The organism is Staphylococcus lugdunensis (assembly GCF_002901705.1).
Classification (GTDB): domain Bacteria; phylum Bacillota; class Bacilli; order Staphylococcales; family Staphylococcaceae; genus Staphylococcus; species Staphylococcus lugdunensis.
This window is the reverse complement of the sequence record NZ_PPPV01000012.1, coordinates 832,606-857,929: the sequence shown is the minus strand read 5'-3', so window position 1 is coordinate 857,929 and position 25,324 is coordinate 832,606. Positions and strand designations below refer to the sequence as shown.

Genomic DNA, 25,324 nt, shown 5'->3' with positions numbered 1-25,324 from the left:
TGCATTATCCTTAATAGTTATATCCTAAATCAAAAAATTCATTTAAATAACGACCAATGCCATCGCTATTGTTGTCATGAGTAACGTGGTTTGCAACATGTTTTAATTCATCTAGTCCATTATCCATGGCAACACCAAATTTCGCATATTTAATCATTTCTAAATCATTATCTTCATCACCAAAAGCGATAATTCGAGATGTTGGCACATTCAAATAGTCTTTAACAACATCAATGCCACGTGCTTTACTTATACCCCGTTTTACTATTTCAATGACAGGGAATGGTGCACCCCAACGACGATGTTCAATATTTTCAGCATAAAACCGTGTTAACATTTGCTTAATGCGATTAATATGAATTTCCTCAGCTTCCACAAGTAGAGATGTTGGCGGTGTGTCAAGAGAATTTAATAGATTACCCGTTTTTATTTTAGGATTACCCATAGAAAAACCTTCGAATAATCGAGGATCTTCATTATTGATAAAAACATGATCTTGTACTTCGGCAATAATATTTGTTACGTTTGCTTGTTGTAGTATCTCGATGACACTTTTAGCGATGTCTAAATCTAAAACTTCATGAATTGTGTCAAATTGAGCATCTTTTGGATGATGTACGAAAGCACCATTGAAATTAACAATAGGTGTTTCTAAATTAAGTTCATGATAATAAATTTGACTTGCGCGATAGGGACGACCTGTCGCGATCATGATATGGTGTCCAGCCTTTTGCAATTCCGTTAAAATTTCCTTTGTATAAGGGCTGATTTCTTTATCATCTGTTAGTAATGTGCCGTCCAAATCGAGGCATATTAAATAAGGTTGCATATAGTTCTCCTCAAACATTTTTCATTTTATTAGTATCATAGCATTTTATTGGCGTTTTGTCGGATATTTGATATATTAGTATACAGACAAATATTGAGAGGTGATACTCGTGGAAGAAGCTTTAAAAGATAGTATCCTAGGTGCTCTTGAAATGGTAATCGACCCTGAATTAGGTATTGATATCGTGAATTTAGGTTTAGTATATAAAGTAGATGTAGATGAAGAAGGATTATGTACAGTTGAAATGACTTTAACATCGATGGGGTGTCCTTTAGGGCCACAGATTATTGATCAAATTAAAACCGTGTTAGCAGAAATTCCAGAAATCCAAGATACTGAAGTTAATATTGTATGGAATCCACCATGGAATAAAGACATGATGTCTCGCTATGCCAAGATTGCCCTTGGTGTGGGTTAATTGAGATATAAATTAAATAAAGAACACTAATTTCTTGATGTTATGAAGTTAGTGTTCTTTTTCTTTAAATACTAGTAAAACTGATATCAAACGCTACAAGCAAAAATTAAAACCAAAAAGTTGAGTGTAATAGTTGCGTAAAGGCAAAAGAGCGACTATAATATAGTTAAGGTCAAAGAAAGTCAAAGTCAAAATTTGGCCAACTCTGATAATGTAGGGGTGAAATAATTGGACATTAACCAAATGACACACGCAATTCAAGGTGCGTTACAACGTGCTGTTGAATTAAGTAAAACACATGAATTACAAAATATTGAAATAGAAGCCATTTTAAAAGGCGCATTAGAACAACCGGACAGTTTAATCAAAAGCATCTTAGAACGTGCAAATATCGATGTTGATAAGCTTGAAGCAGATTATGCTGAAAAGTTACAAAGCTATCCAAGTGTACAAGGTGACAATATACAATATGGTCAATATATTAGTGCAAAAGCCAATGAATTAATGACTAAATCTGAACATTATATGAAAGCATACGAAGATGACTATATCTCTATGGAACATCTACTCAGAGCCGCTATGGATATAGATACAATCATGCAACAAACAATAGAGAATAAACAAGATGTCATTAAAGAAATAATAAAAAAAATTAGAGGGGGAAATCACGTGACTTCTCAAAATCCTGAAGTAAATTATGAAGCATTAGAAAAATATGGTCGTGACCTTGTAGAAGAAGTTCGTCAAGGTAAAATGGATCCTGTTATTGGTAGAGATGAAGAAATTCGTAATACAATTCGAATTTTAAGTCGTAAAACTAAAAACAATCCGGTATTAATTGGTGAACCAGGGGTAGGTAAAACTGCTATTGTAGAAGGTCTTGCCCAACGAATAGTCAAAAAGGATGTACCTGAATCTTTGTTAGATAAAACGATTTTTGAGTTAGACTTAAGCGCATTAGTTGCAGGGGCAAAATATCGTGGTGAATTTGAAGAACGTCTTAAAGCTGTATTAAAAGAAGTAAAAGATTCAGATGGACGTATCATATTATTTATTGATGAGATTCATATGCTTGTTGGAGCTGGAAAAACAGATGGCGCCATGGATGCTGGTAACATGTTGAAACCAATGCTAGCTCGAGGCGAATTACACTGTATTGGTGCTACAACCTTAAATGAATATAGAGAATATATTGAGAAAGACTCAGCATTAGAACGTCGTTTCCAAAAAGTAGGCGTGAGCGAACCAGACGTAGAGGACACAATTTCTATTTTACGTGGTTTGAAAGAACGTTATGAAGTTTATCATGGTGTTAGAATCCAAGACCGTGCACTTGTAGCTGCAGCGGAATTGTCTGACCGTTATATTACAGATCGTTTCTTACCAGATAAAGCTATAGATTTAGTCGACCAAGCATGTGCAACAATTCGCACAGAGATGGGATCAAATCCGACTGAATTAGATCAAGTGAATCGCCGCGTTATGCAGTTAGAAATTGAAGAAAGTGCCTTAAAAAACGAATCTGATAACGCAAGTAAACAGCGATTGGAAGAATTACAAGAAGAATTATCAAATGAAAAAGAAAAACAAGCGTCATTACAATCACGTGTTGAACAAGAAAAAGAAAAAATTGCCAAAGTGCAAGAAAAACGTGCCGAATTAGATCGTAGTCGTCAAGCTTTAGAAGATGCACAAACTGAAGGTAATCTTGAAAAAGCTGCCGAATTACAATACGGTAAAATACCACAACTAGAAAAAGAATTACAAGAATTTGAAGATGCTTTCCAAGACGAACAAGGCGATAGCGAGCGCATGATTCGCGAGGTTGTGTCTGATGAAGAAATTGGCGATATAGTAAGTCAATGGACAGGTATACCGGTATCTAAATTAGTAGAAACAGAAAGAGAAAAATTATTAAGTTTAAGTGATATCTTGCATGAACGTGTTGTAGGTCAAGATAAAGCTGTTGATTTGGTATCAGATGCTGTTGTAAGAGCACGTGCAGGTATTAAAGATCCTAATAGACCAATTGGTAGTTTCCTTTTCTTAGGACCTACTGGTGTTGGTAAAACAGAATTAGCTAAATCACTAGCAGCATCATTATTCGACTCAGAAAAACATATGATTCGTATTGATATGAGTGAGTATATGGAGAAACATGCTGTATCTAGATTGATTGGTGCCCCTCCAGGCTATGTAGGACATGATGAAGGTGGACAATTAACAGAAGCGGTTAGACGTAATCCTTATTCAGTTATTTTATTAGATGAAGTTGAAAAAGCACATAGTGACGTCTTTAATGTGTTATTACAAATCTTAGATGAAGGTCGGTTAACTGATTCTAAAGGACGTAGCGTAGATTTTAAAAATACAATTATTATCATGACTAGTAATATTGGTTCCCAAATTCTTCTTGAAAATGTAAAAGACACAGGTAGCATTACTGAAGAAACTGAAAAAGCGGTTATGGATAGCTTGCATGCTTTCTTTAAACCAGAGATTTTAAACAGAATGGATGATATTGTATTATTTAAACCATTATCAGTTAGTGATATGAGTATGATTGTTGATAAAATCTTGACGCAATTAAACATTCGCTTAATGGATCAACGCATTTCAATCGAAGTATCAGATGCGGCTAAACAATGGTTAGGAGAAGAAGCATACGAGCCACAGTTTGGTGCTAGACCATTAAAACGATTTGTCCAACGGCAAATTGAAACACCTTTAGCACGTATGATGATTAAAGAACACATGCCGGAAGGTACAAACGTGTACGTTGATATCAATGACCAACAAGAATTAACATTCGATGTTCAACGACCAACAGATAAATAAAGAGTTAAATATTAAAGCCGAGAAAGTGAAAATTAAGTCACTTCCTCGACTTTTTTATTATAGATTTAGTTAGATGATTTGCTAGTTTTAAATAATAATGTATAAAAAAACGACAAAGTCCAGAACCTTGTCGACAATTGAGATATAACGGTATTATTTTTTTGAATGTTCTACTTCACGTGGTGCTTCATTCATAGAGCTAATAAGAATTACAAATAAAGTGAAAATAACTGCAATAATTACTGGTGTAATGAAATTTAGCGTACCACCACCATTTAAACTATTCAATACAAAATTAACCATTTGTAATAAAATTAAAGACCAAATCAATGTTACGAGGTGTCTCATGAATGTTTCTACCTCCACTCTTAATATATAATACTATTGTAGTCTATCATTGATTATTTGTATAGTGACAATCATATGATACTGTTGCATTTTTTGAATAAAATGATGTAATTTTCGATATAACGTGATAGCAATAATCGCATTTTGAATGATTTTAATATGATTTAAAAGGTATCTGCTTGAGTTTAATAGACACAAATGTTAAATTAATACCTGGTATTAAAAAATGAAGTAAGAGGGTGTCATCCATGAACGTGGGTATCAAAGGTTTTGGGACATACTATCCTGAAAAAGTAATCGACAATGCCTATTTTGAGCAATTCTTAGAAACATCAGATGAATGGATTTCTAAAATGACAGGTATTAAAGAAAGACGTTGGGCTAGAGAAGATCAAGACACATCTGATCTAGCATATGAAGCAAGTAAAAAAGCTATTGCAGACGCAGGTTTAGAACCGTCAGATATAGATATGATTATCGTAGCTACAGCTACGGGGGATATGCCTTTTCCATCTGTAGCAAATATACTGCAAGACAAACTAGAAACAGGTAAAATACCAACTATGGATCAATTAGCTGCTTGTTCTGGTTTTATGTATTCAATGATTACCGCAAAACAATATATACAATCAGGAGATTATCATAATATCTTAGTTGTAGGTGCTGATAAGCTATCAAAAATTACTGACTTAACAGATCGTTCAACAGCTGTATTATTTGGAGATGGTGCCGGTGCTGCCGTTATTGGTGAAGTTTCTGAAGGTAGAGGCATTATCAGTTATGAAATGGGTTCAGATGGTAGCGGTGGAAAATACTTATACCTAAACCAAGAAAATGGTAAATTAGTAATGAATGGTCGTGAAGTATTTAAGTTTGCGGTTAGAATTATGGGTGAAGCGTCAAAACGTGTGGTTGAAAAAGCAGGATTAAAATCTGAAGATATTGACATGTTTGTGCCACACCAAGCAAATATTAGAATTATGGAATCAGCACGAGAACGTCTAGGTCTCGATAAAGACAAAATGAGTGTATCTGTTAATCGATTTGGTAATACTTCCGCAGCTTCCATACCTCTTAGTATTAATCAAGAATTAGAAAATGGCAGAATTAAAGACGATGATACATTAGTATTAGTTGGTTTCGGTGGCGGTCTAACTTGGGGCGCTATGGTTATCAAATGGGGAAAATAGGAGGAAAAAATGTATGAGTGAGAAAAATAGAGTGGTCATCACTGGTATAGGTGCACTATCTCCAATTGGTAATGATGCACATACTTCTTGGAATAATGCACTTAAAGGGGTAAACGGTATCGATGAAATTACTCGAATTAATACCGACCCGTATAACGTGAAATTGGCTGGAGAATTAAAAGATTTTAATATAGAAGACTACTTAGATCGCAAAGAAGCGCGTCGAATGGATCGCTTCACCCAATATGCAGTTGTAGCAGCACGTCAAGCATTGGAAGATGCACAATATGAAATTAACGATGATAATGCGGCGCGTATTGGCGTATGGATTGGTTCTGGTATCGGTGGTATGGAAACGTTTGAATATGCGCATAATCAATTATTAGAAAAAGGGCCTAGACGTGTAAGCCCATTTTTTGTACCGATGCTAATTCCGGATATGGCTACTGGACAAGTTTCGATTGATACTGGTGCAAAAGGCCCTAACGGTTCAACAGTGACCGCATGTGCTACAGGTACAAACTCAATTGGTGAAGCATTCAAAATTATCCAACGTGGTGATGCAGATGCAATGATTACTGGTGGTACAGAAGCGCCAATAACTGACATGGCAATTGCAGGATTTAGCGCTAGCCGTGCATTATCAACAAATAATGATAGAGAGACTGCTTGCCGACCTTTCCAAGAAGGGCGCGATGGTTTTGTCATGGGTGAAGGTGCAGGCATTCTGTTTATTGAATCATTAGAATCTGCACAAGCGCGTGGTGCAAATATTTATGCAGAAATTGTAGGTTACGGAACAACTGGCGATGCTTACCATATTACTGCGCCAGCACCTCAAGGTGAAGGTGGATCAAGAGCAATGCAAGCTGCATTAGATGATGCAGGTATTGAAGCAAAAGATGTTCAATATTTAAATGCACATGGTACAAGTACGCCAGTAGGTGATTTGTTTGAAGTTCAGGCAATTAAAAATACCTTTGGTAACGCTGTGAACAACTTGAAAGTAAGTTCAACTAAGTCAATGACTGGACACTTATTAGGTGCTACGGGTGGCATTGAGGCAATATTCTCAGCGTTGTCTATTAGAGACTCTAAAGTTGCACCAACAATTCATGCAATGACACCTGACCCTGAATGTGATTTAGATTTTGTACCAAATGAAGCACAAGATTTAGAAATTACGCATGCTATGAGTAATAGCCTTGGATTTGGTGGCCATAATGCTGTACTTGTATTTAAAAAATTCGAAGCATAAAAATTAAAATAAAAAGCTTTCTTGTTATGAGATAATATCAAGAAAGCTTTTTATAGTAATAACGATATAATGATTGAAATAATAATATAAATAAGGGAAATGATTAACAGAGGGACGAGCCAATCAAATATTGGGTAGTCTTCTTTTTTTACGTGCTGTGGATTGAAAAATTCATCATCTTCAATCATTGTACGCTTTTTCTTCGAAGATAATTGGTATTTTAGTCTTCTAAATCCAAAACTTGTTGCATCAAAAATGCCTTCTTGAATGATTAAGAGAAGAAATAGCGTGATAAAACATATGGTAGCAATGATGAATAAATTATTTAAATAATTGATTAGTGTGTGCTGACGACATAACCAGACAATGAATGAAATTAAAGGAATAAGTAATAGTCCCATTCCAAAAGTGTATTTTTGTTTCATCTTTTCACTCCGCTTTCGTATGTTATATCAGTTTACCGCACTTATTCACAAAGATAAATACATAATCCATATTTAGAAAAGCTAACGTTATTTAAAGTTACCAGTTAAAAGATTTTCTTAATAAATTGTGAAACTATATTGCAATTATATGAAAAAAGTATATATAATGTTATTAAATATTTCTGAATATTTTGAAGGGAATGTTAATTTCGACAATTAATTAGGGGGGATTAGATGTCAAAGTATGTATTAAAACGATTAATGTATATGTTTATTTCGCTCTTTATTATTATCACGATTACCTTTTTCTTAATGAAATTAATGCCGGGTTCACCATTTAATGATGCTAAATTAAATGCTGAACAGAAGGCGATTTTAAATGAAAAATATGGTTTGAATGATCCAGTAGCGGTGCAATATTTACATTATTTAAAAAATGTTGTTACTGGCGATTTTGGCTATTCATTTCAATATCATAATCAGCCTGTATGGGATTTAATAGGGCCACGATTAATTCCATCCATGGAAATGGGGATAACAGCTATGATTATTGGTGTACTGTTAGGTCTTATTTTAGGTGTAGCCGCAGCAACAAAGCAAAATACATGGGTTGATTACACAACAACAGTTATTTCTGTTATTGCAGTATCAGTTCCTTCTTTTGTGCTGGCTGTATTACTTCAATACGTTTTTGCAGTTAGATTGCGGTGGTTTCCAGTTGCAGGCTGGGAAGGATTTTCAACAGCGGTATTACCGTCTCTTGCATTATCTGCGAGTGTGATGGCAACAGTAGCGCGCTATATTAGAGCAGAAATGATTGAAGTATTAAGCTCAGATTACATATTGTTAGCGCGAGCAAAAGGTAATTCATCTATGCGTGTGCTTTTCGGACATGCATTACGCAATGCTTTAATACCGATTATCACGATTATTGTGCCAATGTTAGCTGGGATTTTAACTGGCACACTTACAATAGAAAATATTTTTGGGGTACCTGGATTAGGGGATCAATTTGTTAGGTCTATAACTACAAATGATTTCTCAGTTATTATGGCCACTACTATTCTATTTAGTACACTATTTATAGTATCAATATTTATTGTGGATATTTTATATGGAATGATAGACCCACGAATTCGTGTTCAAGGGGGTAAAAAACAATGACACAAAATATAGACAAGTCACTTGATGATCAATCTAATGCTGCTATGACGCATACGTCAGAAGGTATTATGGCCACTGATTTTGTTATGCGTGACATCGACTTGAACAAAGAACCAGAAATGCAACGCGAGAGTAAGAATTTTTGGCAAGATGCATGGGCACAGCTTAAGCGTAATAAACTTGCGATTGTAGGAATGATTGGGCTGATTCTCATTGTTATACTTGCGTTTATTGGACCGATGTTAAGTCATCATGATTATGCGGAACAAGATGTTAATCGCCGTAATCTACCAGCTAAAATTCCAGTGTTAGATAAAGTATCTTTTTTACCATTTGATGGCACAGGTTCTGACGGGTCAAATGCATATGGTAAGGCAAAAGTGAACGAAAACTTTTGGTTTGGTACAGACCAACTCGGTCGTGATTTATGGACCCGCACATGGAAGGGTGCCCAAATTTCCTTGTTTATTGGGATTGTCGCTGCTATTTTAGATATTTTCATAGGCGTTGTATATGGTGCCATTTCGGGATTTTTTGGCGGTAGAGTAGATAATGTTATGCAACGTATTCTTGAAATTGTTGCTTCTATTCCTAATTTAATCGTAGTTATTTTGTTTGTATTGATTTTTGAGCCTTCTATTTGGACGATTATTTTAGCAATGTCGATTACAGGATGGCTAGGCATGAGTAGGGTTGTGCGAGGAGAATTTTTAAAATTAAAAAATCTAGAATTTGTGATGGCTTCAAGAACACTTGGTGCTTCAAAATTCAACTTAATATTCAAACATATTTTGCCTAATACATTAGGAGCTATTGTTGTTACATCAATGTTTACAGTTCCTAGTGCTATTTTCTTTGAAGCATTTTTAAGCTTTATAGGAATTGGAGTGCCTGCCCCACAAACGTCATTAGGTTCACTAGTCAATGATGGTCGTGCGATGTTGCTCATACATCCACATGAATTATTCATACCAGCCACAGTACTGAGTTTATTGATTTTATTCTTCTATTTATTCAGCGATGGATTACGTGATGCATTTGATCCTAAAATGCGTAAATAAAGGAGGCATATGAGATGTCAGAAAGAGTACTAGAAGTGAATGATTTGCATGTTTCCTTTGATATTAACGCTGGGGAAGTGCAAGCCGTTAGAGGTGTAGATTTCTATTTGAATAAGGGCGAAACTTTAGCCATCGTAGGTGAATCAGGTTCTGGAAAATCTGTGACTACAAAAGCAATTACGAAATTGTTCCAAGGGGATGCCGGAAGAATTAAACAGGGCGAAATTATTTTCTTAGGGGAAGATTTAGCACAAAAGTCAGAAAATGAGTTGATAAAATTACGAGGCAAAGATATTTCGATGATTTTTCAAGATCCAATGACATCACTGAACCCTACAATGCAAATAGGCAAACAAGTCATGGAACCACTAATTAAGCATAAGCATTTTAGTAAATCGCAGGCAAAGAAACGCGCGCTAGAAATACTCAATTTAGTTGGATTACCAAATGCAGAAAAAAGATTTAAAGCATATCCTCATCAATTTTCAGGTGGACAACGACAAAGAATTGTTATAGCTACCGCTTTAGCATGTGAGCCTAAAGTATTAATTGCCGACGAACCAACAACGGCTTTAGACGTAACAATGCAGGCTCAAATTTTAGATTTAATGAAAAAGTTACAACAGAAAATTAATACGTCAATTATATTTATTACTCATGATTTAGGTGTTGTAGCGAATATTGCTGATAGAGTTGCCGTGATGTATGGTGGTCAAATGATTGAAACTGGGGATGTGGATGAAATATTTTATGATCCTAAACATCCTTATACATGGGGGTTGTTGTCATCAATGCCAGATTTAGATACTAAAAATGATACACCATTGGTTGCAATTCCAGGAACTCCACCCGACTTATTAAATCCACCACAAGGCGATGCGTTTGCGCGTCGTAGTCAATATGCATTAGATGTTGATTTCAAAGCCGAACCACCATGGTTTAAAATTTCTCCTACGCATTTTGTGAAATCGTGGTTGTTAGATGAGCGCGCGCCTAAAGTTGAACCACCAGAAATGGTTCAGAAAAGGGCTCATAACATGCCTAATAATTACGACAAGCCACTAAAAGTAGAAAGGGTGTCGTTTAATGAAAAATAAAGATATTTTACTAGAAGTTAAACACCTTAAACAATATTTCAATGAGGGTAAACGAAATGAAGTAAGAGCCATAGAAGATATTTCATTTAATATTTATAAGGGTGAGACATTAGGGCTTGTTGGAGAATCAGGTTGTGGTAAATCAACGACTGGAAAAGCAATTATTAAATTAAATGAAATTACCAGTGGTGAAATTATGTATGATGGCGTAGATATTCAAAAAATAAAAAATAGAAAAGACTCACTACGATTCAATAAGAAAATTCAAATGATTTTTCAAGATCCATATGCATCATTAAACCCACGTTTAAAAGTTATGGATATCGTAGCAGAAGGCATAGATATTCATAAAATGGCAGTAAATAAACGTGATCGCAAGAAACGTGTCTATGATTTGCTTGAAACGGTAGGGTTAAGTAAAGAACATGCGAACAGATATCCACATGAATTCTCTGGTGGTCAACGCCAACGTATCGGCATTGCTCGTGCATTAGCAGTAGAACCAGAATTTATTATTGCCGATGAACCAATATCAGCACTGGACGTATCTATTCAAGCACAAGTCGTAAATTTAATGCTGAAGTTACAACAAGAACGAGGTATTACATTCTTATTTATTGCACATGATTTATCGATGGTTAAATATATTTCAGATCGTATTGCTGTCATGTATTTTGGGAAAATAGTTGAATTAGGACCTTCTGAAGAGATATATCATCATCCACTACACGATTACACAAAATCTTTACTTTCAGCTGTTCCTCAACCTGATCCGGAAAGTGAAAGAACAAGAGAACGTGTTGCTTATATCGCTGATGATAACCTTGATAACGATAGAACATTAATGGAAATACGGCCAGAACATTATGTCTTTGTGACAAATGAAGAAGCAGAACAGCTCAAGACACAGTCAATGGTTAGTCATACTTAAATTTAGGGGAAGGGGGAATAAGAACATGAAAAAGTTGATGTCGATACTTGCATTTTTATTAGTTACAAGTACTGCACTTACTGGGTGTGGCAATAAAGAAAGTTTATATTCCGACAAAGGAAATGTGTTTAGAAAAGTTTTAACTCAAGATATGTCTTCACTAGATACAGGATTAATTACAGAAGAAATATCATTTGAAGTTACAGCGCAAGCCTTTGAAGGATTATATGTACTTGGACGTGGAGACAAAGCAGAATTAGGGGTAGCCCAAGATTTTCCTAAAAAATCAAACGGCGGAAAAACATTGACAGTTAAGTTGAAAAAAGATGCGAAATGGTCAAATGGAGATCCTGTCACGGCGCAAGATTTTGTTTATGCTTGGAGAAAGGTAGTTAATCTTAAAACAGGGTCAGAATTTGCGTATATTATGAATGATATCAAAAATGCATCACAGATTAATACAGGAAAAAAGCCAGTTAAAGACTTAGGGATTAAAGCTTTAGATAGTCATACTTTAAAGATAGATTTAGAAAAACCAATTCCATATATTAACCAATTATTAGCTTTAAACACATTCGATCCACAAAATGAAAAAATTGCCAAAAAATATGGTGAAAGTTATGGAACAAAAGCTAACAAAGCAGTTTATAACGGACCTTTTAAAGTTGATCAATGGAAACCAGAAGATAAAATAATGTTGTCAAAAAATGATAAATATTGGGATAGAGATAAGGTTAAACTAGATAAAGTAAATTATAAAGTACTTAAGGATCAACAGGCTGGTGCTTCCTTATACGATACGGGTTCAATAGATGATACAACGATTACTGCTGATCAAGTTAATAAATATAAAAAATCAAGTGGTTTAAAATATCGTTTAACTTCAGGCACCTTTTTTATTAAAATGAATGAAAAAGAATTTCCAGCTTTTAAAAATAAAAATTTAAGGTTGGCTATCGCACAATCTATTAATAAACAAGGCTTTGTAGATTCAGTTAAAAACAACGGTTCTACACCTGCTAATACTTTTACTGCTAAAGGCGTTGCAAAATCCCCAAACAATAAAGATTTTGCAAGTACTATAGATTCAGAATTAAAATATAATCCAAAATCTGCTAAGTCACATTGGGATAAAGCTAAAAATGAATTAGGAAAAAATCAAATTGCTTTTTCAATGAACACAGAGAATACACCAGATGCTAAAATAGCAGCTGAATATATAAAATCACAAGTTGAAAAAAACTTGCCAGGTGTAACACTAAAAATAAAACAATTGCCATTTAAGCAAAGAGTAAATTTAGAATTAACTGAGAATTTCCAAGCATCATTAGGTGGTTGGTCTGCAGATTATCCCGATCCAACCGCATATTTAGAAATTATGACGACAGGAAACGCACAAAACAATACAGACTGGGGTAATAAAAAATATGATAGTTTGATAAAATCGGCTAAAGGTGATTTATTGCAGAAAACAAATGAAAGATATCAAGCAATGAAGCAAGCAGAAGAATTATTGTTAGATGATGCGCCAGTAGCACCAATATATCAAAAAGGAGAAGCACACTTGATGAATCCTCAAGTGAAAAACTTTTACTTCCACAAAGTTGGCCCAAACTATTCATTAAAACAAGTATATATTGATAAATCGATTGATAGAGAAACAGGTAAGAAGAAATAAATAATAGTTACCTATCATTACCTATAAATTGAAGTTCTACTAGGAAAAGTTGTGAAATTAATATGATAAAGGCGAGAATAGTCCTAATGACTAAATTATCGCCTTTTTCATATTAATTACATTATTAGCTGTAATGCCAGGTTTTAAAAGGCTATTATATCTTATTTGTTCTTTGTTATAAATTTCACTTGCTAATTCAACAAATAACTTATTTGGTGGCTGCATTTACGATGTAATTTAAATCTGATTTATGATTTTTAAATGTGATAAACATGCGTTTAAACATAGAGCGATTGTCTTTTTTTAGTGCATTTTTAATTATTTTAATTGCACCAAATATACCTTCGTCATAAATCATACCTTTTGGTGTCATTAATGTCATAGGTCCATAGTGATTATGTACGCTACTAAATCCAGCTTCTTTGTAAAGTTGTGTCCAATGCTCTGGTGTAAGCGGTGTTACATTGACATTGATTGCAGACGATAGGTGTTGAATTACTTCTTTTTCCTTATCATCATTCATAACAGCAACATCTTGAGTGAGTAATATACCTCCTGGTTTTAGCACTCGAAAGTATTCTGCTACTGCTTGTTGTTTTGCTTTCATTGGTAACATGGTAAGCATCGCTTCATTTAAAACAATATCGAATTGATTATCTTCGAAAGGAAGGCGGATAGCATTTGCTTGCTGTAGCTGTATGAGATGTTCTAAATGAGCTTTTTTAACATTTAAACGACCTTTATCAAGTGCTTTTTTATTTAAATCTACGGCTGTAATGTGGCATTGATATGTTTTGGCTAAATAAATGGAGGTCGTACACATATTACAAGCTACTTCTAACACTTGTTTTTTATAACTAAATTGTCCTTGAGTAATTAACCAGTCTGTTGCTTTTTTACCTCCGGGGCGTAAGCGTGTTTTACCTAATTTTGCTAAAAAAGTGTGTCCAGGTTCTTTTGACATGATGTATAGCCAGCTCCTTAATGATAATTACTATTAATCAAATTTTATCACGTTAATTTGATAAAGGTTATGGCTATTTAATGAAAAATAAAAGGGAGAGGGACTACGAATTCATTATGAATTCGTAGTCTCTCTCCGGCAAGATTGTTTTCAAATACTTTGAAGCGGGTACGTTATATTTAGTTATTAACGTTTACGTCCCAATCCCATAGCTTTTTCCATCTTTTTCAATGTTTTCATTGACGCTTTATGTGCTTTATCGCGACCTTTATCTAAAATAATATCTAGTTCTTCAGATTGATAAAATGCATTATATTTTTCTTGGAAAGTAGTAAGGAAATCTTTGACAATTTCCGCTAAGTCAGATTTTAATTTGCCATAACCTTCACCTTCATATTTCTGTTCAATATCTTGAATAGATTCATCTGTAAGACTGGAATATATAGATAAAAGATTAGAAATACCAGGTTTATTATCACGATCAAATTTGATAATTCCATCAGAGTCGGTAACTGCACTTTTGATTTTTTTAGCAGCAATATGAGGTTCATCTAATAATGAAATAAAGTTTTTTTGATTATCATCACTTTTGCTCATCTTTTTAGTTGGTTCTTGAAGACTCATTACTCGTCCACCTATTTTAGGCATGCGAATTTCAGGTTTAGTTAACACATCATTATAGCGACTGTTAAATCGTTCAACTAAATTACGCGTTAATTCCATATGTTGTTTTTGATCTTCACCAACAGGAACAATGTTTGTATTATATAAAACAATGTCTGCTGCCATCAATGGAGGATAAGTTAGTAAGCCGGCTGGTATACCATCTGTGCGCTTTTGCGCTTTATCTTTGTATTGAGTCATTCGCTCTAATTCACCTACAGATGCAATTGTAGTTAGCATCCAACCTGCTTGGACGTGTGCAGGTACTTCAGATTGAATGAATAGCGTTGATTTGTCTGGGTCAATACCTGAAGCTAAGTAAATCGCAGCTAATTGTTTAATTTGTTTACGTAACTTTAAACGATCCTGAGGGACTGTTATTGCATGTTGATCAACGATACAAAAAAAACAGTCATAGTCATCTTGAACTTCTACAAATTGCTTTAAGGCTCCAATGTAGTTACCTAATGTTGGTATACCACTTGGTTGGATTCCAGAAAATAAAGTTTCCATATGTATGCCTACTTTCTAAAATAATAATTTCGTTTTTAACTATTATAACAGTATTTCTTTAAAATGAAAGTTATGTTAAACTATGTACGTACCTGATTTATAAGACGTTTCGGCATATTGAAAGAATTTAAAGATTTCTCAGAAAAATGAGGATTTTCTCATTTAATTTTAATGTTAGATGTCTATAATAAGTATTGTAAGATTAAGAGAGATAAAAAAGTGCAATATCTTAATCATTAAATTATAAAATCAATGAATAATATTCATTCTATAGGAGAGTGAGATGTATGGTAACATTATTTACTTCACCAAGTTGCACATCTTGCCGTAAAGCGAAAGCATGGTTACAAGAACATGACATTCCATATACGGAGCGTAATATTTTTTCTGAACATTTAACAATTGATGAAATTAAACAAATTTTAAAAATGACTGAAGATGGAACAGACGAAATTATTTCTACTCGTTCAAAAACATACCAAAAATTGAATGTAGATATCGATTCTTTACCATTACAAGATTTATATTCTATTATTCAAGATAATCCTGGATTGTTACGTCGCCCAATTATTTTAGATGACAAACGATTACAAGTGGGTTATAACGAAGATGAAATTAGACGTTTCTTACCAAGAAAAGTTCGTACTTTCCAATTGAAAGAAGCTCAACGTTTAGTAGATTAATATTTAAACGGTCTTAACTTATCAAAGTGTTAATTATGATATTTTAAATGTACAACAGCGCTGCGTGACGTAGTGCTGTTTTTTGTACTTAAATTAGGGAATGTGTTATTATAGGGAATCGATAGTGAGGCTTTGATCATTCAGAACAAATCAATTGTATTTTTACAGACGTTTTAATACAATATGATTACGATTCATCGACTGTAAGGAGTGAGATGATATGAGAATAGAACGCGTAGATGAAACAACTGTTAAATTGTTTATAACTTATAGTGATATTGAGGCTAGAGGTTTTAGTCGTGAAGATTTATGGACAAACCGTAAACGCGGAGAAGAATTCTTTTGGTCAATGATGGATGAAATTAATCAAGAAGAAGAATTTGTGGTCGAAGGTCCATTGTGGATTCAAGTGCATGCATTTGAAAAAGGTGTAGAAGTACTTATTTCAAAATCTAAAAATGATGAAGCCATGGATAAAGCTATGAACATGTCTGACGATGATGCAAATGATCAATTTGACCAGCAGTTAAATGAATTACTTGCAGCTAGTGCGTTAGATAAAGACCAAAAAGCAGACGATATGTTTGAACAACGTGCCAATAATAAATCTACTAATAAATCAGATACGGTCCAAAGTCAACGTGCCAATATGAGAACAATTATTGTTAAATTTGATGATTTGGAACATGTGATTGATTATGCTTATCATCATAATCAAGCGACTGACTCATATGAAGACTTGCTTTATATGCTTGATTCTAATTACTATTATGCAGTTCACTTCGATGAGAAGGTTGAACAAGAAGACATCAATGATTTTTATAGTCAATTATTAGAATATGCTTATCCTACTGATAAGACTGAAGTATATTTAGATGATTATGGAAAAATTATTATGAGTTACAATGTAACTGCTCAAGTACGTCGTTATTTTCCAGATACAGCTGAATAATGAGTTGTTATAAGTTACCAAGATACGTTAGCGTGTCTTGGTTTTTTTGTTGAAGTAATTTGAAGATAATGTACGTTTAATATTTATGAGGTGTTGACATTTGTTAAGTGCATTTAATAACAAAAGACAACTGATAAAGGCAGTAGACGCAATGAATTCCGAGCATTATTACTGTCCCAGCTGTAGGGAGTTAGTGATTTTAAAGAGAGGTTATAAAGTCAAGGCACATTTTGCCCATCGTTCCCACAGTTTATGTATACATGCTAAAGGAGAATCACAATTACATTATCAAATGAAATATCACATTGCTCAATCATATCTTTTGCATGGACAGAAGGTAGAAATAGAACCTTTTTTAACTGATATTCAGCAATACCCTGATCTTTTAATAAATGACAAATTTGTTATTGAATTACAACTTTCTACAATTCCATTTAATATCATAAAGCAGCGTACAAAAGGATTAATGTCTGTAGGAAAGCATGTAATTTGGTTGCTTCAAGGTCTACAATTTAGCCGAAATCAATTGACTCTAACACAGTTTCAAAGTAGTTTTATCCATCCAGAACAGCGCACACTTTATGAATGGGATGATAGAGAAAAGTCATTTTATTGTTATCATCACATTCAACATCTTGGAGGCAAGCGCTTTAGTGCAAGGAAAACACAGACTTCTCCACTTAATATATTAAAGTTACAATCACCATGCCCGTCAGTTTCCTTTAAATTAGCTAATCATCATATAAAATATTATATTCAACAATGTCGAAGACAAAATTCAGTTTTAGAACCAACTTTAAGTGCAATATATCAATTACGACTATCAGATGATCAAGCTACTCAATTTTTAGGTTATATTTTTCCCAATCAAATTTATATCAATTCTCATCCAATCGCATGGCAAGCACAGTTATTGTTGTATTTAGCACATAAAATTAACTTTAATTCCTTTAAATCAAGCGTTAAATTTAGGAATTTACTTTTTTCGAATGCAACAGAGGAAGATATTTTAAACATGTTAATTACACAATATAAACAAACATTTGATTCGATGTTTAAACGTGCAAAATAAGCTAGAACGTGAGAAAATTAGAAATATCACATTCACAAGGAGGTATATATAATGAGTCAACAACTAACTCGCGAAGAACAAGAACAACAATATCCTCAATATACTTGGGATTTAACTACTATTTTTGAAAGTGATGAAGCGTTCGAACAAGCGTTTAAATCAGTTGAAAATAAAATTGGAGAAGAGCAACGATATCAAGGACATCTTGGTGATAATGCACAAACATTATATGAGGCTTTGGCCTTTGAAGATGAACTAGGAAGTCAACTTGAAAAAGTATATGTTTATGCCCATTTAAAACAGGACCAAGATACTGCCAATGATAAATATACTGGTTTCGAGTCACGTGCGCATCAATTAATTATTAAGTTTAGCTCAGCTTGGAGCTTTTTAATTCCTGAAATTTTACAAATTGATGAAGTTAAACTTCAAACGTTCATCGATGAAAATGATAATTTAAAGCGATACGCGTTTGATTTAAAATTAATCAATGAAAAGCGTGAACATATTTTAGATGCAGATACGGAAAAATTATTAACTGAAGCTCAAGATGCATTATCAACACCGTCAAATGTCTATGGTATGTTTTCAAATGCAGATTTGGAATTTGAAGATGCAATTGATAAAGATGGTAATACACACCCATTAACACAAGGTACATTTATTAAATATCTAGAGTCAGATGACCGGAAGTTGCGTGAATCAGCATATAAAAATGTCTATAAAGCATATGGTTCTCATAATAATATGTTAGGCGCAACATTAGCTGGTGAAGTGAAAAAGAATGTATTTAATGCAAGAACGCATCATTATAAATCTGCACGTCAACGTGCATTAAGTAACAATCATATTCCAGAAGAAGTCTATGACAATTTAGTGGATACAGTTCACAAATATTTACCGTTATTACACAGATACACTAAATTACGTCAAGAATTACTAGGTTTAGATGACTTGAAAATGTACGACTTATATACACCATTAGTAAAAGATATTAAATTTGAAATGCCTTATGAAGAAGCGAAATCATGGATGCTTAAAGCACTAGAACCTATGGGCGAAGAATATTTAAATGTCGTCAAAGAAGGCTTAGAAAATCGTTGGGTAGACGTATATGAAAATAAAGGTAAACGTTCAGGTGGCTACTCTTCAGGTGCGCATTTGACGAATCCGTTTATTTTATTAAACTGGTCTGATACTATATCGGATTTGTATACATTAATTCATGAATTTGGACATTCAGCTCATAGTTATTTTAGTCGACAAAATCAACCTTCAAATGCGAGTGATTACTCAATATTTGTGGCAGAAGTTGCTTCTACATGTAATGAAGCGCTTTTAAGTGATTATATGGATAAGCATCTTGATGACGAACGTCGTTTACTATTATTAAACCAAGAGTTAGAACGTTTTAGAGCAACATTATTCCGTCAAACGATGTTTGCAGAATTTGAACACAAGATTCATCAAATTGAAGAAGCGGGAGAACCATTGACACCTACTCGCATGAACGAAGAATATGCAGCTTTAAATAAACAATATTTTGGAGAAACTGTGGAAACAGATGAAGATATCAGTAAAGAATGGTCTAGAATTCCACATTTCTATATGAATTATTATGTTTATCAATATGCAACAGGTTATAGTGCCGCTCAAAGTTTAAGTCATCAAATATTGACAGAAGGTAAACCGGCCGTAGAACGCTATATCAATGAATTCTTGAAAAAAGGTAGTTCAAATTATCCAATTGAAATATTGAAAAATGCCGGTGTTGACATGACTTCACCAAAACCAATCGAACAAGCATGTGAAGTATTTGAACAAAAATTAGATGCATTTGAAAAATTAATAAAAGCATAGGCTGTGGTGAATGTTCGTATTGGTCACGCTTACAATTTGTCAAGTTTGTGACAAATTGAATGAAACAAGAATTTCTTATTGAAACACCTTGTTGTGCGTGTTATATTATGAACATGAAATTAATCACATAACAAACATACCCCTTTGTTTGAAGTGAAAAATTTCTCCCATCCCCTTTGTTTAGCGTCGTGTAATCAGACACGGCGTTTTTTTTATACCCAAAAACAAAACATTCAAACGAGACACAAAAAATCAAACAAAGCAACCAAAAACACAAACAAAAAACGAACAGGGCCCCAGCACAAAGAAATTCCGTAAGAAATTTAACAGAAATGTGCAAGCTGGGGAACGGGGCCCCAGCACAAAGAATTTCCGTAAGAAATTCAACAGAAATGTGCAAGCTGGGGAAACAGGGCCCCAACAAAGAGAAATGCCCAAGTATTTCAACAAAAACGTGCCCCAGTAAGGTATTTAAAAAACAATTATATTTTTATGTATAGAAATGGGAGTTATCAAAGTAGCAGGGCGTTAATTGATTTCTTTGTTGGCAAAAAGCCGAACATTATTATCAGTAAATACAAAAACCACACATCAACTAGTATTAGATGCGTGGTTTTATATATGTGTAGATAAAGTATAAAATCTCCTACAATTTTGGCATTTTAGATTTCCAAAAATGTCCTTCAGGATAATATAATTTTTCGATTTTTTGTTGTAAAACGAGTTTTTTCAATTCTTTATTAAGCAATTTTTCTGGCCATTCATAAATGGTTAATAATTCTTCCATCGTGACAAGTTGTTTTTTCTGGATATATATTTCCAATTTAGGTGGAAGTTGCTTTTCAATCGGAGTGCCCATTAATTCGTTAATAATATACGTATATATATGGTATGGATATAATCCTTCAACTTTCAGACCTTCTTCATGAATGTTCTCATTGAAGAATACAAGTGAAGGAGATTGTTCAATTTCCATTTCTCTAGCAATATGAAGATCTACTTTCAGACTTTCAGTTAATTTACTAGTTTGTAAATCCTCTTTGAACACTTCATAATCAAGCCCAGCATTTTTAATACAATTACAAATCATATCTTCTGTAATAATATCGCATTTAGGGACAATCTCATTTTGCATTAAATGTATAAAGCGTTCAGCTCTGAGCCGACCTTGTAATTCTGCAGCTTTATAAGCTAAAGCAATATTATCAAACTCTGATGTACTTTGAGCTTGGCATTTGGTCAAGACGCGTAATGAAGGATTTAGTATATGTCTTATTCTAATGTATTGATTATATTCAATTCGAAGTTTAGAAATCAATGCAGATAATTTAAAGCAATCTGAGTCAAATGGGTCAAAAAATGAATAGATTTCAATTTTGCTTACAGGTGACAGATTTGCATCTTCACGACTCTCATTGTGCATTAATTTTAATTCTTCAGCCATGTTTTTCACCTTCAATGTCTAGTTAAGCATTTACCATATGGTTCGCAGTTAAGCGAAGTCGCTCATATAAGTATTCACCAACACCGGCTGGAAATTGTGCGGCTTGGATTGCTATATACATATTTTCCAACCATGCGTCACGTTCATATGTTGTAATTTTAAATCTTAAGTGTCGCTTCTTAAGCATTGGATGTCCATGTTCAGCTGTGTATAAATTAGGACCACCCAGAAATTGCGTTAAGAATTGCTTTTGCTTTCGACTTGTTTCTTGAAAATCTCCAGGAAATAAGTGATTAATTCTGTCGTCTTGTTCTACGAGAGTATAAAAATGATCTATCATCTTGTATAGCGCTTCTTGACCTATAATGTCGTAAGGTGTTGATGTCATGTAATCACCTATTTCTTGTAATTATATATCTAATATAACATGAATTTTTACATTTAAAAGTATTTCGCCTTCCAGTACAACGCTTTAATATTTATATAATCATTGTGCTTTGTAATCGAAGAATCGCTGTACTTTGTTCTTAGGTTTAACATAGTCAATTCCACATTCTTGAAGAAAATTTAGAAAGATTTGCTTGCCTTGTTCGTAATCATTAACCTCAAATTCAAGTTCATAGTCTTCAGTTCCCAAGTATTCACTATGGTCAAGAACAAGAAGTTGATGTTTAAAGTATACTTCCATGCGATGTGTTGTTAGGGAACCTAAAATGTTTAATTCATCATCAGTTATATCGAATTGCATCAATTGATGTTGAATATCTTCAGGAAATTGTTGTAATGTCAAAGTTTTACCAATTTCAGGTATAAGATTGGTGGAATGATTATATTCTGTTAATCCAACAGTTGCAGGTACTTTTAAAGTAAGTTCATAGCTGTCATCTTTGACACGGATGCGCAAAGCACTATGGTTAGCTTTCAGTTTAAAATCGCTAGTATCTATATAAAAATTTGTTTGTGAAAAAGGCATAACATTTTGAAAATACTTTTGACGGATATCATCATATTGTGAAGCAGTTAATAACTGTTTAAATTCAATTTCGTGATTTGTTGACATGGATTGACACTCCTTTAACACATGCTGTGATAATAACATTAATATTATGCAGTAATTCATCAAAAAGTTAAAGTAAACGTGTGCGCTGGGATATTATTAAACCACTGTGGTTTCTTTTGCAAGTACTAGTTTGAAACATGTGTTATGTATGAGATTTATGTTAAAATAGTAACGAAAATAAGGAGGAACAGGCATGCGTATTTATGTAAATGAAATTAAAGTTAAAGATGATGGCATTTATTGCTACTCAGATGACCCAACAGATGGTTTGGAAGAAGTAGGACAAATGCTTGTAGATAGTGATAATTATGGATTTGCTTACATATTAGATGATGGACAGTCCTATTCATACCTCATTTTTGTAGAAGAAACATGGTCAATGTTGCATGAAAATAGAGATAAAACCATTATTGTAAATGATGATTTGAAATTAGAACATTTTCAGGAAGAATTCGATTTTATACTAGATAATATCGTTGGCAATAATAATTATGGTAAGGAGTTTGTAGCAGCAGTAGAAAAAACTTTTGAACTAGAGTGAAGCGGAGTGAAGTAATATGAATCAATGGGATCAATTTTTAACACCTTATAAGCAAGCTGTAGATGAATTAAAAGTAAAACTTAAAGGATTACGTAAGCAATATGAAGTTGGAGAACATGCATCGCCCATTGAATTTGTCACCGGCCGTGTTAAGCCAATTACTAGTATAATCGATAAAGCGAATAAGAGAGGTATACCCTTTGATCGCTTGCAACAGGAAATGTATGATATCGCTGGATTAAGAATGATGTGTCAATTTGTAGATGATATTGATGTTGTTGTTAAGATGTTACGACAAAGACAGGATTTTAGAGTGATTGAAGAGCGTGACTATATTAATAATACAAAACAAAGTGGCTATCGTTCGTATCATGTAATTATCGAATATCCAATTGAGACATTAGATGGTCAGAAAAAGATTTTAGCTGAAATTCAAATTCGTACTTTAGCGATGAATTTCTGGGCTACGATCGAACACACATTACGTTATAAATATGATGGCGATTATCCAGATGAGATACAGCACCGATTAGAACGTGCTGCTGAAGCGGCTTATTTACTTGATGAAGAAATGTCTGAAATTAAAGAAGAAATACAAGAAGCACAAAAATATTATTCACAAAAACGAGCTAAAAAACATGATAATAATTAATGAGGTGTAAAGTAATGCGTTATACGATTCTATCCAAAGGTGACTCGAAGTCGAATGCATTAAAGCATAAAATGATTAGTCATATGAAGGACTTTCACATGACACAGAATGATGAGAATCCAGAAATAGTTATATCTGTTGGTGGAGATGGTACTTTACTTCAAGCATTTCATCAATACAGTCATATGCTTTCCCAAGTCGCTTTTGTAGGGGTGCACACTGGTCACTTAGGATTTTATGCTGATTGGTTACCTCATGAAGTGGAAAAATTAATTATAGAAATTAATAATTCTGAGTTTCAAGTCATTGAATACCCATTATTAGAAATGATTGTACGCTATAATGATAATGGTTATGAGACGCGTTACTTGGCATTGAATGAAGCAACGATGAAAACGGATAATGGCTCTACACTGGTTGTTGATGTTAATATTCGTGGTAAACATTTTGAACGCTTTAGAGGAGATGGTTTGTGTATCTCTACACCATCTGGGTCTACTGCTTATAATAAGGCGTTGGGAGGGGCATTAATTCATCCTTCCCTTGAAGCAATTCAAATTGCTGAAATTGCCTCAATCAATAATAGAGTATTCCGTACGGTCGGTTCACCACTTGTCTTGCCTAAGCACCATACATGTTATATCACACCTGTAAACCATGATACAATTCGTACAACCATTGATCATGTCAGCATTAAACATAAAAATGTCAGCGGTATTCAATATAGAGTTGCCAATGAAAAAGTAAGGTTTGCTCGTTTTAGACCTTTCCCATTTTGGAAACGTGTCCATGATTCCTTTATTGAAAGTGATGACGAACGATGAGATTCACTTATGCAATCAAATCACCTGATGTACTAAAGTCATTTTTACAACAACAAGGTTTTTCCAAGAAAACGACAAGCGCCATTAAACAAAATGGCGCTTTACTTGTTAATCATGAGCCGGTCACAGTGCGTTATCAATTGCAACCGGGAGATAAGCTCACGATTATTTTGCCTACTGAAATTCCAAGTGCTAATTTACAAGCCTTTCACCATCCACTTGATATTGTTTACGAAGATGATTATCTATTAATCGTATGTAAACCGAGTTTACAAAATTGTGCACCATCGAGGGAGCATCCACATGAAAGTTTAATTGAACAAGTGATAGCTTATTGTCACGAGAATGATAATGATTTTACACCACATATTGTGACAAGACTGGATCGTAATACCACAGGTTTAGTGTTATTAGCTAAACATGGTCACATTCATCATCTCTTGTCACATATCAAAATAAACAAGCGTTATATAGCACTGTGTCATGGCGCAACTCAGCCAGAAGGAATTATAGAAGCGCCTATAGCCCGTGCAAATGATAGTATTATTACGCGGCAAGTTTCATCCACTGGTAAGTATGCTAAATCAACTTATCGAACGCTTAATAGCAAACAAAACGTTAGTTTATGTGAAGTTACATTACATACAGGACGCACACATCAAATCCGTGTACATTTTCAATACATTGGACATCCTTTGATAGGAGATGCGTTATATGGTGGAAATCATGATATGATTCACAACCATTGTTTGCAATGTACGGCATTACAATTTAAGCATCCTATTTTGCATAAAACGATATCAATAACTATTGATTATAAACAACTAATATGCCTGTATAACATGCTATAATAAACCAG

General features: G+C 33.8%; 25 protein-coding genes. 17 read left to right on the top strand and 8 right to left on the bottom strand.

The window, feature by feature from the left end:
* Nucleotides 1–10: 10 nt before the first annotated feature.
* Complete coding sequence (locus CD041_RS04805; RefSeq protein WP_080606607.1) at nucleotides 11–829, bottom strand: Cof-type HAD-IIB family hydrolase; 819 nt, start codon at nucleotides 827–829, stop codon at nucleotides 11–13.
* Nucleotides 830–938: 109 nt separating this feature from the next.
* Here CD041_RS04805 and CD041_RS04800 point away from each other — a divergent pair, with 109 nt between their 5' ends.
* Together CD041_RS04800 and clpB are read left to right on the top strand one after the other, a co-directional pair.
* The gene (locus CD041_RS04800) at nucleotides 939–1,247 is read left to right on the top strand and encodes a metal-sulfur cluster assembly factor (RefSeq protein WP_002459529.1); all 309 of its coding nucleotides are present in this window, start codon (nucleotides 939–941) and stop codon (nucleotides 1,245–1,247) included.
* Between the two features lie 228 nt (nucleotides 1,248–1,475).
* The gene (gene clpB, locus CD041_RS04795; protein WP_012990895.1) at nucleotides 1,476–4,085 is read left to right on the top strand and encodes an ATP-dependent chaperone ClpB; all 2,610 of its coding nucleotides are present in this window, start codon (nucleotides 1,476–1,478) and stop codon (nucleotides 4,083–4,085) included.
* Between the two features lie 153 nt (nucleotides 4,086–4,238).
* On the opposite strand, the gene CD041_RS04790 is transcribed toward clpB, so the two are convergent.
* On the bottom strand, nucleotides 4,239–4,433 hold the full coding sequence (locus CD041_RS04790; RefSeq protein ID WP_002478428.1) for a YjzD family protein: 195 nt from the start codon (nucleotides 4,431–4,433) through the stop codon (nucleotides 4,239–4,241).
* Nucleotides 4,434–4,681: 248 nt separating this feature from the next.
* Between CD041_RS04790 and CD041_RS04785 the strand changes: the two genes are divergently transcribed.
* Together CD041_RS04785 and fabF are read left to right on the top strand one after the other, a co-directional pair.
* Nucleotides 4,682–5,623 (top strand): beta-ketoacyl-ACP synthase III, encoded by a 942-nt coding sequence (locus CD041_RS04785; RefSeq protein ID WP_002459525.1) that lies wholly within the window; start codon nucleotides 4,682–4,684, stop codon nucleotides 5,621–5,623.
* Nucleotides 5,624–5,636: 13 nt separating this feature from the next.
* Nucleotides 5,637–6,881: a beta-ketoacyl-ACP synthase II gene (gene fabF, locus CD041_RS04780; RefSeq protein WP_002459524.1), complete on the top strand. Its 1,245-nt coding sequence runs from the start codon at nucleotides 5,637–5,639 to the stop codon at nucleotides 6,879–6,881.
* A 50-nt stretch (nucleotides 6,882–6,931) separates the two neighbouring features.
* Here fabF and CD041_RS04775 read toward each other — a convergent pair whose 3' ends face one another.
* The gene (locus CD041_RS04775) at nucleotides 6,932–7,306 is read right to left on the bottom strand and encodes a DUF3899 domain-containing protein (protein ID WP_002459523.1); all 375 of its coding nucleotides are present in this window, start codon (nucleotides 7,304–7,306) and stop codon (nucleotides 6,932–6,934) included.
* A gap of 234 nt (nucleotides 7,307–7,540) precedes the next feature.
* Between CD041_RS04775 and opp3b the strand changes: the two genes are divergently transcribed.
* From opp3b to CD041_RS04750, 5 genes are read left to right on the top strand one after another with little or no spacing between them, the layout of a single operon-like run.
* The gene (opp3b, locus tag CD041_RS04770; RefSeq protein ID WP_002459522.1) at nucleotides 7,541–8,470 is read left to right on the top strand and encodes an oligopeptide ABC transporter permease; all 930 of its coding nucleotides are present in this window, start codon (nucleotides 7,541–7,543) and stop codon (nucleotides 8,468–8,470) included.
* Entirely contained in the window at nucleotides 8,467–9,531 is a 1,065-nt protein-coding gene (gene opp3C / locus CD041_RS04765) for an oligopeptide ABC transporter permease (protein WP_070815425.1), read from the top strand. Before opp3b ends, opp3C begins: the two co-directional genes overlap by 4 nt.
* A gap of 14 nt (nucleotides 9,532–9,545) precedes the next feature.
* Nucleotides 9,546–10,628, top strand: a complete 1,083-nt coding sequence (locus CD041_RS04760; RefSeq protein WP_002478424.1) for an ABC transporter ATP-binding protein — start codon at nucleotides 9,546–9,548, stop codon at nucleotides 10,626–10,628.
* On the top strand, nucleotides 10,618–11,559 hold the full coding sequence (locus tag CD041_RS04755; protein WP_002459519.1) for an ABC transporter ATP-binding protein: 942 nt from the start codon (nucleotides 10,618–10,620) through the stop codon (nucleotides 11,557–11,559). Before CD041_RS04760 ends, CD041_RS04755 begins: the two co-directional genes overlap by 11 nt.
* Nucleotides 11,560–11,584: 25 nt before the next feature.
* Complete coding sequence (locus CD041_RS04750; protein WP_080606606.1) at nucleotides 11,585–13,237, top strand: peptide ABC transporter substrate-binding protein; 1,653 nt, start codon at nucleotides 11,585–11,587, stop codon at nucleotides 13,235–13,237.
* A 208-nt stretch (nucleotides 13,238–13,445) separates the two neighbouring features.
* Here the strand turns inward: CD041_RS04750 and CD041_RS04745 are convergent, their stop codons facing one another.
* Complete coding sequence (locus CD041_RS04745; protein WP_070647934.1) at nucleotides 13,446–14,201, bottom strand: class I SAM-dependent methyltransferase; 756 nt, start codon at nucleotides 14,199–14,201, stop codon at nucleotides 13,446–13,448.
* A 186-nt stretch (nucleotides 14,202–14,387) separates the two neighbouring features.
* The gene (trpS, locus tag CD041_RS04740; protein ID WP_002459515.1) at nucleotides 14,388–15,377 is read right to left on the bottom strand and encodes a tryptophan--tRNA ligase; all 990 of its coding nucleotides are present in this window, start codon (nucleotides 15,375–15,377) and stop codon (nucleotides 14,388–14,390) included.
* A 287-nt stretch (nucleotides 15,378–15,664) separates the two neighbouring features.
* Between trpS and spxA the strand changes: the two genes are divergently transcribed.
* From spxA to pepF, 4 genes are all read left to right on the top strand, one after another.
* The gene (gene spxA / locus CD041_RS04735; RefSeq protein ID WP_002459514.1) at nucleotides 15,665–16,060 is read left to right on the top strand and encodes a transcriptional regulator SpxA; all 396 of its coding nucleotides are present in this window, start codon (nucleotides 15,665–15,667) and stop codon (nucleotides 16,058–16,060) included.
* Nucleotides 16,061–16,280: 220 nt separating this feature from the next.
* Nucleotides 16,281–17,012: an adaptor protein MecA gene (mecA, locus tag CD041_RS04730; protein ID WP_070647935.1), complete on the top strand. Its 732-nt coding sequence runs from the start codon at nucleotides 16,281–16,283 to the stop codon at nucleotides 17,010–17,012.
* 151 nt (nucleotides 17,013–17,163) lie between these two features.
* Nucleotides 17,164–18,084: a competence protein CoiA gene (locus CD041_RS04725; RefSeq protein WP_225306495.1), complete on the top strand. Its 921-nt coding sequence runs from the start codon at nucleotides 17,164–17,166 to the stop codon at nucleotides 18,082–18,084.
* Between the two features lie 51 nt (nucleotides 18,085–18,135).
* Nucleotides 18,136–19,944 (top strand): oligoendopeptidase F, encoded by a 1,809-nt coding sequence (pepF, locus tag CD041_RS04720; RefSeq protein ID WP_002478419.1) that lies wholly within the window; start codon nucleotides 18,136–18,138, stop codon nucleotides 19,942–19,944.
* Nucleotides 19,945–20,590: 646 nt separating this feature from the next.
* On the opposite strand, the gene yjbH is transcribed toward pepF, so the two are convergent.
* From yjbH to CD041_RS04705, 3 genes are all read right to left on the bottom strand, one after another.
* Nucleotides 20,591–21,388: a protease adaptor protein YjbH gene (gene yjbH / locus CD041_RS04715; RefSeq protein WP_002459509.1), complete on the bottom strand. Its 798-nt coding sequence runs from the start codon at nucleotides 21,386–21,388 to the stop codon at nucleotides 20,591–20,593.
* A gap of 22 nt (nucleotides 21,389–21,410) precedes the next feature.
* Nucleotides 21,411–21,776 (bottom strand): truncated hemoglobin YjbI, encoded by a 366-nt coding sequence (locus CD041_RS04710; RefSeq protein ID WP_002459508.1) that lies wholly within the window; start codon nucleotides 21,774–21,776, stop codon nucleotides 21,411–21,413.
* Between the two features lie 99 nt (nucleotides 21,777–21,875).
* Complete coding sequence (locus tag CD041_RS04705) at nucleotides 21,876–22,448, bottom strand: CYTH domain-containing protein (RefSeq protein WP_002478417.1); 573 nt, start codon at nucleotides 22,446–22,448, stop codon at nucleotides 21,876–21,878.
* 193 nt (nucleotides 22,449–22,641) lie between these two features.
* Here CD041_RS04705 and CD041_RS04700 point away from each other — a divergent pair, with 193 nt between their 5' ends.
* From CD041_RS04700 to CD041_RS04685, 4 genes are read left to right on the top strand one after another with little or no spacing between them, the layout of a single operon-like run.
* Nucleotides 22,642–22,989, top strand: a complete 348-nt coding sequence (locus tag CD041_RS04700; RefSeq protein ID WP_002459506.1) for a UPF0738 family protein — start codon at nucleotides 22,642–22,644, stop codon at nucleotides 22,987–22,989.
* Between the two features lie 16 nt (nucleotides 22,990–23,005).
* Nucleotides 23,006–23,641 carry a GTP diphosphokinase gene (gene yjbM / locus CD041_RS04695; RefSeq protein ID WP_002478416.1) on the top strand — a complete coding sequence of 212 codons (636 nt, stop codon included), beginning with the start codon at nucleotides 23,006–23,008 and terminating at the stop codon, nucleotides 23,639–23,641.
* A 14-nt stretch (nucleotides 23,642–23,655) separates the two neighbouring features.
* Nucleotides 23,656–24,465: an NAD kinase gene (locus CD041_RS04690; protein WP_002478415.1), complete on the top strand. Its 810-nt coding sequence runs from the start codon at nucleotides 23,656–23,658 to the stop codon at nucleotides 24,463–24,465.
* Nucleotides 24,462–25,316 (top strand): RluA family pseudouridine synthase, encoded by an 855-nt coding sequence (locus CD041_RS04685; RefSeq protein WP_070647936.1) that lies wholly within the window; start codon nucleotides 24,462–24,464, stop codon nucleotides 25,314–25,316. Before CD041_RS04690 ends, CD041_RS04685 begins: the two co-directional genes overlap by 4 nt.
* Nucleotides 25,317–25,324 lie beyond the last annotated feature (8 nt).

Coding starts and splice junctions, on each gene's coding strand:
- CD041_RS04685 (WP_070647936.1), top strand. CDS start 24,462: ATGAGATTCACTTATGCAATCAAATCACCTGATGTACTAAAGTCATTT.
- CD041_RS04710 (WP_002459508.1), bottom strand. CDS start 21,776: ATGACATCAACACCTTACGACATTATAGGTCAAGAAGCGCTATACAAG.
- CD041_RS04705 (WP_002478417.1), bottom strand. CDS start 22,448: ATGTCAACAAATCACGAAATTGAATTTAAACAGTTATTAACTGCTTCA.
- opp3b (WP_002459522.1), top strand. CDS start 7,541: ATGTCAAAGTATGTATTAAAACGATTAATGTATATGTTTATTTCGCTC.
- spxA (WP_002459514.1), top strand. CDS start 15,665: ATGGTAACATTATTTACTTCACCAAGTTGCACATCTTGCCGTAAAGCG.
- CD041_RS04690 (WP_002478415.1), top strand. CDS start 23,656: ATGCGTTATACGATTCTATCCAAAGGTGACTCGAAGTCGAATGCATTA.
- yjbH (WP_002459509.1), bottom strand. CDS start 21,388: ATGGCTGAAGAATTAAAATTAATGCACAATGAGAGTCGTGAAGATGCA.
- pepF (WP_002478419.1), top strand. CDS start 18,136: ATGAGTCAACAACTAACTCGCGAAGAACAAGAACAACAATATCCTCAA.
- CD041_RS04785 (WP_002459525.1), top strand. CDS start 4,682: ATGAACGTGGGTATCAAAGGTTTTGGGACATACTATCCTGAAAAAGTA.
- CD041_RS04725 (WP_225306495.1), top strand. CDS start 17,164: ATGAATTCCGAGCATTATTACTGTCCCAGCTGTAGGGAGTTAGTGATT.
- mecA (WP_070647935.1), top strand. CDS start 16,281: ATGAGAATAGAACGCGTAGATGAAACAACTGTTAAATTGTTTATAACT.
- CD041_RS04790 (WP_002478428.1), bottom strand. CDS start 4,433: ATGAGACACCTCGTAACATTGATTTGGTCTTTAATTTTATTACAAATG.
- CD041_RS04755 (WP_002459519.1), top strand. CDS start 10,618: ATGAAAAATAAAGATATTTTACTAGAAGTTAAACACCTTAAACAATAT.
- CD041_RS04745 (WP_070647934.1), bottom strand. CDS start 14,201: ATGTCAAAAGAACCTGGACACACTTTTTTAGCAAAATTAGGTAAAACA.
- CD041_RS04775 (WP_002459523.1), bottom strand. CDS start 7,306: ATGAAACAAAAATACACTTTTGGAATGGGACTATTACTTATTCCTTTA.
- CD041_RS04700 (WP_002459506.1), top strand. CDS start 22,642: ATGCGTATTTATGTAAATGAAATTAAAGTTAAAGATGATGGCATTTAT.
- CD041_RS04750 (WP_080606606.1), top strand. CDS start 11,585: ATGAAAAAGTTGATGTCGATACTTGCATTTTTATTAGTTACAAGTACT.
- CD041_RS04760 (WP_002478424.1), top strand. CDS start 9,546: ATGTCAGAAAGAGTACTAGAAGTGAATGATTTGCATGTTTCCTTTGAT.
- fabF (WP_002459524.1), top strand. CDS start 5,637: ATGAGTGAGAAAAATAGAGTGGTCATCACTGGTATAGGTGCACTATCT.
- CD041_RS04805 (WP_080606607.1), bottom strand. CDS start 829: ATGCAACCTTATTTAATATGCCTCGATTTGGACGGCACATTACTAACA.
- trpS (WP_002459515.1), bottom strand. CDS start 15,377: ATGGAAACTTTATTTTCTGGAATCCAACCAAGTGGTATACCAACATTA.
- opp3C (WP_070815425.1), top strand. CDS start 8,467: ATGACACAAAATATAGACAAGTCACTTGATGATCAATCTAATGCTGCT.
- yjbM (WP_002478416.1), top strand. CDS start 23,006: ATGAATCAATGGGATCAATTTTTAACACCTTATAAGCAAGCTGTAGAT.